This window comes from Micromonospora arida (assembly GCF_003857035.1).
Lineage (GTDB): Bacteria > Actinomycetota > Actinomycetes > Mycobacteriales > Micromonosporaceae > Micromonospora > Micromonospora arida.
Genome location: NZ_QGSY01000164.1, coordinates 105,297 through 117,036, shown reverse-complemented (window position 1 = coordinate 117,036; position 11,740 = coordinate 105,297). Strand labels below are relative to the sequence as shown.

The 11,740-nt window shown below is 71.6% G+C and carries 9 protein-coding genes; 5 read left to right on the top strand and 4 right to left on the bottom strand.

The window, feature by feature from the left end; translation table 11 throughout:
* Positions 1-23: 23 nt before the first annotated feature.
* Positions 24-713 (bottom strand): CBM96 family carbohydrate-binding protein, encoded by a 690-nt coding sequence (locus DLJ58_RS13420; protein ID WP_279635869.1) that lies wholly within the window; start codon positions 711-713, stop codon positions 24-26.
* A 258-nt stretch (positions 714-971) separates the two neighbouring features.
* Here DLJ58_RS13420 and DLJ58_RS13415 point away from each other — a divergent pair, with 258 nt between their 5' ends.
* Positions 972-2,138, top strand: coding sequence for a M23 family metallopeptidase (locus tag DLJ58_RS13415; protein WP_244218927.1), 1,167 nt, complete (start codon positions 972-974; stop codon positions 2,136-2,138).
* 65 nt (positions 2,139-2,203) lie between these two features.
* Positions 2,204-3,589, top strand: coding sequence for an N-acetylmuramoyl-L-alanine amidase (locus DLJ58_RS13410; RefSeq protein WP_124856323.1), 1,386 nt, complete (start codon positions 2,204-2,206; stop codon positions 3,587-3,589).
* Between the two features lie 23 nt (positions 3,590-3,612).
* Here DLJ58_RS13410 and DLJ58_RS13405 read toward each other — a convergent pair whose 3' ends face one another.
* The 3 genes from DLJ58_RS13405 to DLJ58_RS13395 are packed head-to-tail and all read right to left on the bottom strand — an operon-like array spanning position 3,613 to position 7,352.
* The gene (locus DLJ58_RS13405) at positions 3,613-4,194 is read right to left on the bottom strand and encodes a TetR/AcrR family transcriptional regulator (RefSeq protein ID WP_124856321.1); all 582 of its coding nucleotides are present in this window, start codon (positions 4,192-4,194) and stop codon (positions 3,613-3,615) included.
* 51 nt (positions 4,195-4,245) lie between these two features.
* Positions 4,246-4,911, bottom strand: a complete 666-nt coding sequence (locus DLJ58_RS13400; protein ID WP_124856319.1) for a hypothetical protein — start codon at positions 4,909-4,911, stop codon at positions 4,246-4,248.
* Entirely contained in the window at positions 4,908-7,352 is a 2,445-nt protein-coding gene (locus DLJ58_RS13395; RefSeq protein ID WP_124856317.1) for a PEP/pyruvate-binding domain-containing protein, read from the bottom strand. The genes DLJ58_RS13400 and DLJ58_RS13395 overlap by 4 nt, the downstream gene beginning before the upstream one ends.
* Before the next feature lie 122 nt (positions 7,353-7,474).
* Here DLJ58_RS13395 and DLJ58_RS13390 point away from each other — a divergent pair, with 122 nt between their 5' ends.
* The 3 genes from DLJ58_RS13390 to DLJ58_RS13380 all read left to right on the top strand — a co-directional run bounded on the left by DLJ58_RS13390 (position 7,475) and on the right by DLJ58_RS13380 (position 11,609).
* Positions 7,475-8,134 carry a M23 family metallopeptidase gene (locus tag DLJ58_RS13390; protein ID WP_124856315.1) on the top strand — a complete coding sequence of 220 codons (660 nt, stop codon included), beginning with the start codon at positions 7,475-7,477 and terminating at the stop codon, positions 8,132-8,134.
* A gap of 74 nt (positions 8,135-8,208) precedes the next feature.
* A complete protein-coding gene (locus DLJ58_RS13385; RefSeq protein ID WP_124856313.1) occupies positions 8,209-8,439 on the top strand; it encodes a DUF2188 domain-containing protein in 231 nt (76 codons plus the stop codon).
* 161 nt (positions 8,440-8,600) lie between these two features.
* A complete protein-coding gene (locus tag DLJ58_RS13380; protein WP_124856311.1) occupies positions 8,601-11,609 on the top strand; it encodes a fibronectin type III domain-containing protein in 3,009 nt (1,002 codons plus the stop codon).
* Positions 11,610-11,740: the final 131 nt, after the last annotated feature.

Sequence of the window (11,740 nt, the reverse complement as noted above, 5' to 3'; positions counted from 1 at the left end):
GGGTGGGGGCGGGGTGGGGTGGGTTAGTGGCAGGTGCTGGTGCCGCTGTCGGTGTAGGTCTGGCCGGCCACCGGTACGAACTGCCAGTCGTAGCTGTTGGAGTGCAGGGTGAACTTCAGTACGCCCCACGCCGAGCTGTTACGCGCCTCGCTGTTGGGCTGGATGGTGCCGAAGCCGTAGTGGCCGGCGCCGCCCATCCCGGCGACGAAGCTGCGCAGACCCCGGCTGGAGTCGGCGCCACCGGCCGGGTTGAACTGCGATGCCGTCCCGCTGTCGTAGACGTTGTCGCCGGTGGTGAAGACCGTCCCCGGGATGCTGTCGAGCAGCGTCGCGGTGGCGCTGTCGCCGGAGCCCGAGTCGGCGATGTCGCCGGCACCGACGAACACCGGGTCGCCCGACGGGGGTGGCGTGGTGCTCCCGGTGGTGACCACCAGTTGCGGAGCGTCCGCGCCACTCTCGCGGGTGTCGTAGTAGGCGCCGTCACCGCTGGTCGAGGTGGCGCCGAAGCTGTACGTGCCGTTGCCGGTGACCGCGGCCGTGACGTCGACCTCGTACCAGGTGTTGCCGCTGACCGCGCCGATCGTGCCGAGCGTGGCTCCGTCGATGGTCGGCTGGTTGTTCCAGGTGGTGCCGGTCTCCGACCAGGTCGTGTTGGACATCCGGCGGAACGTGCCACCGGCGTCGCTGCCGCTGTTGCCGCTGATCGTGCGCAGTCGCAGCTTGGCGCCGAGTCGCCGTCACCGCTCACCTGACGGTCCGGCCCCTGGCCCCGGCGGTCCGGAAACCTGTAGGAAACCTTCGATGAGTGCGTTGACTTCGACGGTTTACTACACAACAATCAGCTTCAATATTTACGTTTATCTCTCGAATCTTGCAGTCGCCGCTGCTCAGGCCCGCCGGCACTGCACCCCTCCGCGGCCACGGGCTCTGCATCAAGCCGGCCCGAGACCCCAATCGAAAGTGAGGGCACGATGAGAAACGGTCGACGATTGGCCGGCGGCGTCGCCGCGGCCCTGTTGATGGTCGCGAGCCTGATCGGGGCCGCCCCCAGCGCCGCCTCCGCGGCCGTGACCCCCACGCTCACCGCTGCGGTGACCGCCAAACTGCTCGGCACCGCCGAGCTGTCCGCCGCCGATGCGCAACCGGAGACCCGGATCACCGTCAGCCGCACCAGCGGCCGGTGGGCGTTCGGCACCGCCGTCGCGCTCGCGCCCCGACAGGAGGACGCCCACCCGACCGGTTCGATCTTCATCGCCCGGTCCGAGCCCGCCGGGTGGCGGATCGCCTTCGACGGCGAGGCCGCCTTCGGTGCGCTGGCCGCCGAGTCGCCCCTGATGGCAAGCCAGGAGAAGAGCGTGTTCACCACCACCCCCACCCCGATGTACGCGGGCGGGGACTACCGGACCGGAATGGCCCTGCCGTTCGGTGTGGGCCAGACGTGGACGCTCACCAGTGGCCCACACGGCTGGGGTGGAACCGAGTCGCCGTACAGCTCGGTCGACCTGGCCGGTGGTGACCAGGTGGTCCGCGCCGCCCGGGCCGGAGCGGCGTACACGATGTGTCAGGGGTGGATCCGGGTGATCCACGACCGGGGCTACTCGACCGACTACTACCACCTGTGGAACAGCATCTCCGTCAACGGCGCCAGCGTCGGCCAGGGCGCCGCCCTGGGCAACACGGGCACCGACGTCACCTGCGGCGGAGCCGCCTACGGCCGGCACGTCCACTTCGGGCTCCGGCAGAACAGCGCGTACGTGCCGATCGCCGGCCACGACATCGGCAAGTGGGTACTGGCCAACGGCGCCGCCGCGTACCAGGGCGGGGCGCGGCACGGGTCGGCCTGGGCCGGTGCCGGCGGCGGCCTGTACAACTACGGCGCGCTCGGCTTCAACCAGGGGGTGGTCGACGCGAACGGCGGCGGGGTGCTCACCCGACGTGCCGGGCCGGGGACCGGCTACGGCTCGCTGGGCTCGGTGGCCGACGGCGCCACGGTCACGATCTCCTGCTCCGCCAACGGCACCTCCCACACCGGCCGGTACGGCACCACGGCGCTGTGGAACCGGTTGAGCGACGGCAGTTGGGTGTCCGACGCCTACCTGTCGACCGGTGTGAACGGCCCGATCAACGGCTGGTGCTGACGAGGTTCATCCTGCGGGTTGGCGGCCCACCGGCCGCCAACCCTCAGTCACCGTAAGGAGGGCTCATGTCCGTTCGCACCTTCCACCGAGGCCGGCTCCTGCTCGCCCTGACCACCGCCCTGACCACCGCCCTGACCGGAGTCGTCGCGGTCGCGTCACCGGCTTTCGCCGACCCCGGTGGGACGCCAGCGCCGGCCACCCCGCTGGCCGTCGCGTTCGACACCGCCGCCGCGCGATACGACGTGCCACGCGACCTGCTGGTGGCGCTGGGGTACGCCGAGTCGCGGCTGGACATGCACGCCCGCACACCGAGCGCGGCGGGCGGTCACGGGCTGATGCACCTGGCGAGCGCCCCCGGCGTGCGCACCCTGGACGAGGCCGCCGCGCTGACCCGGCTCAGTCCGGCCGCGCTGCGGACCGAACCCGCGGCGAACGTGCTCGGGGCGGCGGCCGTGCTGCGCTCGTACGCCGACCAGGCGGGCCTCGACGCCGCAACGCGCGACGACGTGAACGGTTGGTACGGCGCGGTCGCCCGGTACGGCGGCGCCAGCGAGGCGTCGGTCGCGCGGCTCTACGCCGACACCGTCTACGACCTGCTGCGGACCGGGTTCACCGGGCGCGGCGAGGCGGTGGCCGGGCGACCGGTCGCGCCCCGGCGGGGTGGCCTGGAGCGGGCCGCCGTGCTCGGCGGGATCGGCACCCTCAGCACCGACTACGGGCCGGCCGCGTGGGCGCCGGCGAGCACGAGCAACTACACGGTGGCCAGTCGACCGGGCAGCCACCCGGTCACCCGCATCGTCATCCACATGACGCAGGGCTCGTACGCCGGCGCTGTCAGCTGGTTCCAGAACCCGGCCGCCCAGGCCAGCGCGCACTACACCTTCCGCTCCTCCGACGGGGCCGTCACCCAGTCGGTGCGGGAGAAGGACATCGCCTGGCACGCCGGCAACTGGACCTACAACACCGAGTCGATCGGCATCGAGCACGAGGGGTTCGTCGACAACCCCGCCTGGTTCACCGACTCGATGTACCGCGCCTCGGCCGCGCTCACCCGTAGCCTCGCCACGAAGTACGGCATACCCAGGGACCGGGCGCACATCATCGCCCACCGTGAGGTGCCCGGTGCCACCCACACCGACCCGGGCCCGAACTGGAACTGGACCTACTACATGCAGTTGGTGAATGGAATCACTGGCATCGGCTCCGGCGTGGTGACCACCGAGGCGTCCAGCCTCAACGTGCGCTCCGGCCCCGGCGCCAGCTATCCGGTCGTCGGCTCGGTCGCCGACGGCGCCACCGTCGCCGTCTACTGCCAGGCCGTCGGCAGCACGGTCACCGGCCCGTACGGCACGACCTCCGTCTGGAACCGGATCGGCACCAACCGCTACGTCTCGGACGCCTTCGTGGTGACCGGCTACGACGGGTACATACCGAACGTGCCGCGCTGCTGAGGGCGCGGTACGACCACGACCGCTCAGGCGGCCGCCGACGAGCCGAAGAGCAGGTCCAGCTGGGCGTCCAGCGCGCCCAGCGCCTGCTCGGCGGTGTACTGCCCGCCCAGCAGATAGACGCCGAGCCCCTCCATCAGCGCGAGCAGGCCGGCCGCGGCGGCGGCACCGTGGCGGTCGGGCAGGACGCTGGCGATGAACCCGGTGAACTGCGCGGTGTCCTCGTGCAGGCTCGGCGCGGCCGACGGTCGCACCGCCGTGTAGGCGAGGAACGCGAGTGCCACCCGCCCGTTGTCGCGGGTGCGTTCGTCGAGCGGCAACAGCGCGGCGAGCATCGTGCGCAGCAGCAGCCGAGGCGACGGGTTCTCGCCCAGCCCTGCCACCGCCTCGGTGACCCGGAGCTGGCTGCGCTCCCGCACCACGCTCAACGCGAACGCCATCATCTCGTCCTTGGTCCGGAAGTAGTGCTGGACCATCCCGGCGGACACGCCGGCCTCGGCAGCCACGTGTCGGAGGCTGACGGCCTCCAGGCCCTGGTCCGCGGCGACCCGCATCAGCGCGTCCGCGATGAGGGTGCGTCGCTCCTGGTGATCGACCTTCTTGGGCATGGCCTCGATCGTTTCACAGTGGGTGGCCCGGAGACTCCGCCAGCGCGACGGTCACCGGCTGACGGTCTGGCTCACCGGAGTGCCCCGCGCGCTGCGCAGCAGGCCGTCCGGGTCGTCGGCGTACAGTCGCAGCTCGTTCACCGGCGTGGACCCGGCCTTCGGCAGGTCGAAGGTCAGCGGCCGGCGCAGCAGGACGTCGATGCTGGTCTGGCTGCCGACCGAGATGGACACCACCCGACGGTCACCCTCCTGCTCGACCTGCACCGATCTGCTCGACGGCAGCGAACGGTAGCGCTTGCGCAGCGCCTCGACGTCCGTCCACGGGATCCAGATGTCGATGCCCGAGCTGAGCCGCACCCGCAGGCCCCGGTCGCCCACGACGTGGGGGTGGATCGTCATGCTGGCGAACAGGCCGATCATCCAGAGCAGACCCCAGATGCCGAGGCCCAGCACGATCCAGCGGGCGGGCCGCCACGGCACCACGTGGGTGACCACCACGTCGAAGATCGGGATCTCCACGACCGACAGGCCGATGAAGATGCCCAGGATCGGCTTGACCACGCCGAGGTAGCCGAACGGCTCGTCGCCGGGCCCCAGCGGCAGTGGACGACGCCGCGCCCACACGTACAGGCTGCGCCACGTCGCGGCCTCGGCCTCGGCCGCCCGACGCAGCAGCGGGCCCACCCGCGCCCTGGTCGGTGTCCTGGTGTCGTTCATGGTCGTCCTTCTCGCTCGGGGGCCGACGGTCCGTGCGGCGTGACGGTTCCGGCGCCGCCGTCCACTGTGACGAGCTGCCCGGTGGTGATGGTCCGGGTGGCGTCCGGCACGCAGATGACGGCGGGAATGCCGTACTCACGGGCCACCGTCGGGCCGTGCGCCATGATCGCGCCGGTCTCGGTGACCAGCGCCGCCGCGGTGAGGAACAGCGGGGTCCAGCCGGGGTCCGTGGTCGCGGCGACCAGGACTTCGCCGGGCTCGACGTGGGCCCAGCCCGGGTCGTTCACGACCCGGGCTGGGCCGGTCACCCGGCCCGCTGACGCACCCACTCCGGCGAGCGTCCCGTCGCCGGTCGATGCCGCCGGCAGGACGGTCTCCACATCCGTACCGTCGGAGAGCAGTGCCACCGGCACCGTCCGACGCCGCATCTCGCGGCGGTGCACGGCCCGTCGGGCGGCGACGGTGCCGCGCAGATCAACACCCTGGTGTACGACGGTGTGCACCTCGTCGAGGGTCAGGAACATGATGTCGTCGGGTTGGTCCAGCGACCCGCGGGCGTGCAGGTCGACGCCGATGAGCAGCAGTTGGCGACGGGTCTCGCGCAGCGGGTACAGCCCGGCGAACTTGCCGGCCTCGCGCAGGCCGGCCAACGACCGCGCCCGGCGCAACAGGAAACCGGCGATCCTGCCCCGCACCGGCCGCCGACGGCGAGCTCGGGTGACCAGTTCCTGCAGCGCTGTCTCGGCCGCCGAGGCGGCCCGCTGGAAGCGCTGGTCGGGACCCTGTTGCGGATCGGTCACCCGCAGGTAGTTGGCGACCGCGGCGAAGACCGGCGTGGGGTCCTCCGCCCAACGTGGCACCCCGAGGTCGACTTCGGCGACGCCCCGATGCCCGTAGACGTCCAGGAAGGCCGCCATGCCGATGTCGGGCAGCGTCCCGCGCAGGTGGCGTGCGGCCAACTCGGCCGGCGGGGTGTCGAGGAGAAGCCGGCGGTGCTCGCCCACGCCCTGGGCGAGCCGCCACAGGGCCAGGTCCATCTCGATGGTGACGTTGTGCGGCATGCCGCCGAGCACGGTGTGGATCTCGTCCGGGCCGGCGACGCCCTTGAGCAGCGCGGTCGGCAGGGCGGCGGCGAGCATCCCGGCGACGATCGGCCACATGATCGCGTCGGCGCGGTCGTCGGCGTCGGCGTCGTCCTGTGCCTGCACGAAGCGCAGCCGGTCGGCGGTGGTACGCAGGTCGGCGGGGGCGGCGGAGCTCACCCTCAGCTGCTCGATCGCCTCGAACATCCGGGTCCGCGCGGCCTCCGGACGGGCCAGCGCCCGCAGGATCCCCGCCACCGCGCGACGGGCCGTGCGCAGCGACGCGGCTCCCGATGCCCCACCGCGCCGGTCGCCGCCGCTGGTCGGGGCGAACCGGGGATCCGCCAGCACGTGCTGCATCACAGCCTGGGCGCGCGGCCCGAAGTCGACCGCCAGGAGCTTCACCAGTCGCTTGCGGGACGACCGGTCGCGCGCGAGGTCGGTCAGGTCGCCGTAGAGGCGGCCGCCGATGTCGACGATCTCGACCCGTACCCCGAGCGCGGCGAGCATCGCGGCGATCTGCGTCCGCAGGGTCGACATGCCCATCGGGGTGACCGGTTGAAGCATGCCCTGAACGTGCCCGAATTCCAGGTAGACGCGGGGGAGGGGCTTCTCGCTGAGCGGCGGGGCGGGGAACAGGCTGGTGATCGGCCGGGACTGGAGGAGCCACAGCGCGTCGTCCGCGTCGATGGCCCACTCGACATCCTGTGGGCAGCCGAAGTGGGCCTGCAACCGATCGCCGGTGGCGCGAAGGCGGGCCAGTTGCGGGGACGTCAGGCATCCGGCCTCGGTGCGCGTGACGTCGTCGAGGATGTAGTGGTCGACGGCGGCGGCGCCGTCCACCACTGTCGTACCGAGGCCGGCAGCGGCGTCGACGGCCATCTCGTCGCGGCGACCGGTCAGCGGGTTCGCGGTGAACAGCACTCCCGCCACCGTGGGCGTGACCATGCGCTGCACGACGACGGCCATCCGCACCGTTTGGTGATCGATGCCGCGGGCGTCGCGGTAGGCGGTCGCGCGGTCGCCGTGCAGCGAAGCCCAGCACTTCTCGATGGCGGCGATCAGCTCGGCGGTGCCGGTGACGTCGAGGACGGTGTCCTGCTGCCCGGCGAAGCTCGCGTCCGGCAGGTCCTCGGCGGTGGCGCTGGAGCGCACCGCCACCGGGCCCGCGCCGAGCCGCTGGTACGCGGCGACGACCTGGGCCGTGGGGACGACGCCGAGCCGGTATGCCTCGGTGGTGACGCAGAAACCGTCGGGGACCCGCTCGCCGTGCCGGATCAGCTCGCCCAGCCCGGCCGCCTTGCCGCCGACCAGGGCGGTCATGGTGGCGGTCACCTCGGACAACGCGATCACGTGCATGGGAGCCCACTCTCATTGCAATACAACTGCATTGCATCTGACCGTACCCTCTTGGCGATGCGACTGCAATGTCACCGCTGTGGGTGCGCCACCTCGGGATCGGAACGTTGCCGGGATCTGCCATGCTCGGGCCGGTGACGACCGGCCGCCCGACCACAGCCCGTTCCCACCGCCGCCCTCGAAGCCGTGCCATCCGCGTCCTCCTCGCGCTCGTCGCGGCGGCGGCCGTCCTGGGCGTCGCGGTGGTCGCGGTGCCGATGCTGCGACCGGCCGGGCCGCGCCCGCTCTTCCAGATGCCGGTGACCTGCGGCGAGACGTGGCAGCTCAGCACCTACCCCGGTCACGACGACTACGACGTCGATTTCTTCCCGACCGAGGGTGAGACGTGGGGGCGGCCGGTGCTCGCCTCGTACGCCGGCACGGTCACCGTGGCGGGCATCAACGGCTCGCTGGGTGGTCGGAATCCGGAGAACCCGGACGGCCCACGGGGGCGCGGCGGTGGCTACTGGGTGAAGATCGACCACGGCGGTAAGTGGGAGACGCAGTACCTGCACATGCTCGAACCGCCACTGGTCACGGTCGGTCAGAAGGTCGCCCAGGGTGACCAGATCGGGCGGCTCGGCAGCACCGGCAACTCCGGCGCTCCGCACCTGCACTACGAGCAGCGCCGCGGCTGGGAGAAGGTCGAGACCCACTTCGACGGCACGCCGTCGGGCATCACCACCGACGAACGCGAACAGATCCTGCGGCGGGTGAGCAACAACTGCCCGGCCGTTCCCTGAGGACCGCAGTTTGCCCGGCACGGCTCGGGGGCACTGATTCGATGGACAGTGCAGACGCAGGGGAGGAGCCGGTCATGGCCAAGGGTGACGTCGACACGTACCACGAGGACGGGCAGTGGAAGAACAAGCCGGAGGGCCACGAGCGGGCCACCAGCACGCATGACGTGAAGGCTGACGCGCAGGCCGAGGGCCGCGAGATGGCGGCCGAGCGCGGCGTCGAACACGTGATCAAGAAGCAGGACGGCACGATCGGGGAGAAGAACACCTACCCCCGCAGCCGCGACCCTCGGGACATCGAGGGCTGACAGCCTCCAGTCTCAGCGGACCGACCTCCTCGGCGTGGCAGAGGAGGTCGGTCCGCTTGTGCGTGGCCGATGCCGAACCAGCTTTATCCCCGTACGAAAAATATGGGTGTTTTGTGGGGTTATAGTCCAGTTCGGGGCTGGAGTGAAAGCTGGGAGTGGGCATGTCGTTTCGGGGCCGGCGTCGTCCGAGCAGCATCGCAGCGCTGGCGGTAGCCGTGACTGTGGGAGTTCTCGGGGTTGCGCCGCTCCCGGCGTCGGCGGCCGGTTCCGTCCTGTTCGACCAACCCTTCCACAACAACACCGCCAACGGCATCGGCCCGCTTGCGGTGCCCGCCGTGCCCGGCGCCGGCGCCACCAACGCCGCCTGCCTGAGCGCCGCAGGCAACTCCACCACCGGCCCGCTGCTCAGTTGCACCACCTCCACCGACCCGCAGGGCGCGGGCAAACTGCGCCTCACCCCCGCCACCATCAACCGGCAGGGCGGCGTGTTCGGCGCGGTGAGCGTTCCCACCTCGCAGGGCCTGCACCTCACCTTCAACACCTACCAGTACGGCGGCACGAACCCGGGCGCCGACGGCCTGGCCTTCGCAGTGGCCGCCGTGGACCCCGCCAACCCGAGGTCCCCGTCGACCCTCGGCCCATCGGGCGGCTCGCTGGGCTACTCCGCGGCGTTCAACGGCGTGTCCGCAGGGCTCTCCAACGGCTACCTGGGCGTCGGGCTCGACGTCTTCGGCAACTTCAGCAACAGCACCTACCAGGGGACCGGCTGCACCAACCCGCCGTACATCTCGACCACCGGCGGGCGGGTCCCCGGCCAGGTCGTGATCCGTGGACCAGGTGGCAACGGCGTCGGCTACTGCGCCATCGACAGCACCGCCGGAAGCACCTCGGCACCTGCCCTGCCGCTGCGGGCCAGCACCCGGGCCGCGTCCGTGGTGCCGGTCGAGGTCGTCATCAACACCACCTCGTCGCCGTACACCACCGATACCGGTATCACCACTCCGGCCGGTCAGTACCGGGTCAGGTTCACCCCGGTCGGCGGGGCCGCCCGGACCCTGTCAGGCATGCTTCCGGTCGTGTCGCCCGGCCTGTACCCGTCGCCGACCTGGCTGAACCCCAGCGGCTACCCACGGCAGGTCGCCTTCGGCTGGGTGGGCTCGACCGGCTCGGTCACCGACTTCCACGAGGTGGACAACGCTCGGGCGGTCAGCTTCAACCCGGTGCCCGACCTGAACGTGTCACAGACCAGCTCCGTCGGCGCCGCCCCGCAGCCCGGTGACCCGGTCACCTACTCGATCACCGCCGGGGTCGATGCCGGCGCCACCGAGACGTCGCCGATCTCGGTCACCCAGACCGTTCCCGCCGGAGTCCTCCCACGCGTGGCCTACGGCTCCGGCTGGGTCTGCGTCGCGCCATCCGGACAGACCGTCACCTGCACCAACAGCAACGGCCCGTTCGTCGGCGGCACCTCCCTGCCGCCCATCACCGTCGTCGCGACAGTCACCGGCACCGGTGTCACACCGACGCAGATCCAGACCACGACAGTCGCGACCTCGTCGTCGATCGACGCGAACCCGGGCCTCGCCACCAGCACCACACCTGTCGCGCCGGCCACCGCACCCAGTGGCGTCACCGTCACCCCGGCCCAGAGCTCCGTCTCCGGGGGCGTCCCGGTCACCGTCGGCGGCAGCAACCTCGCCGGCGCCACCGCGATCACCATCGGTACGGCCGCCGAACAGCAGGCCGGCACGTCCGTGCTGCTGGTGCCGTGCACCTCCGGCCCGGCCTCCGGGTGTTTCACAGTGAACCCCAACGGCACCCTCGCCATCTCCTCCATGCCCGCCCGGTCCGGCCCGGCGACGGTCACGGTCAGCGTCGTCACCCGAGGCTCGGCCGGGTCGGCGAACTTCGTCTACGCGTCCACACCGGGCACGCCCACCACCCCCACAGCGGTCGCGGGCGTCACCAGCGCCACAGTGAGCTGGACCGCGCCGGACAACAACGGCAGCCCGATCACCAGCTACCTGATCACCCCGATCCGGGACGGCGTCACCCAACCGACCCTGACCTTCGACGCCTCCACCACCAGCCGCACCCTGACCGGGCTCACCGCAGGCTCGTCGTACGCCTTCCGGGTGGCGGCGGTGAACGCGTTCGGCACCGGCGTGGCCAGCCCACCCTCGGCGGCGGTGGTCCCGTACACAGTGCCGGGAGCGCCGACGAACACCTCGGCCACCGCCGGAACCAACGCCGCCAGGGTGAGCTGGACGACCCCGGCCAACGGGGGATCGCCGATCACCGGTTACACGGTGACGCCGTATCTCGGCGCGGTGGCGCAGACACCCCGGGTCTTCAGCGGAACCGCCACGACCCAGATCGTCACGGGGCTGACCGCCGGTGCCACGTACACCTTCCGGGTGGCCGCGACGAATGCCGGCGGGACCGGCCCGCAGTCGGCCCCCTCCGGGCCGGTGACGGTCAACGCGCCACCGACGCTGACCTTCCCACCGCCCCCACCCGGCAAGGCGTACGAGCCGTACCAGTACCAGCTCACGGTGACCGGCGGCACCGGCCCGTTCACCTGGTCGGTCAGCGCCGGGAGCCTGCCCGCCGGGCTGACCCTCGACCCGGTCACCGGTCTGCTCTCCGGCACGCCCACAGTGTCCGGGACGTTCCCGTTCACCGTCCGGGTGACCGACTCGTTCGACCAGTCCGCGACCCGACCGGTCGACCTGGTCATCACCCCGCTCGGTGGACTCTCCATCAACGTCCCGGCGATCTCGGCGCTCGGCACCGTCACCTCGGGCACCACCGGCGTCTCGGGCCAACTCGGCCCGGTGACCGTCACCGACGACCGTGGCCCGTTCTCCGGCAACTGGGTCAGCGTCGTCTCCAGCACGAGCTTCACCACCGGCTCCGGCTCGGGCGGAGAGACCATCCCCAACAGCAACATCACGTACGCCTCGGGGCCTGCCCTCGCCGGCACCGGGGTCGGATCCTTCGTCCCGCAGCCCGGGGCGGTGCTGAACACCCCGCGTGTGGCCGCGGGGTGGTCCGGCCAGGCTGGAGGCCCGAACTCCGCCACCTGGAACCCCACGCTGTTTCTGACCCTCCCGTCCGGGGTGGTGGTCGGCGACTACGTGGCGGTCGTGACGCACTCCGTCATCTAGCCCCCTCCAGCCCTCGCCCTCGCCCTCCCATGTCGATCATGGAGTTGTGGTGGGTGGCGAATCGGTCTTGTCGTTCTCAAGCCGGGCACCACAAGCCATGATCGACTCGCTGGACGATGCTGCCCGGCCGT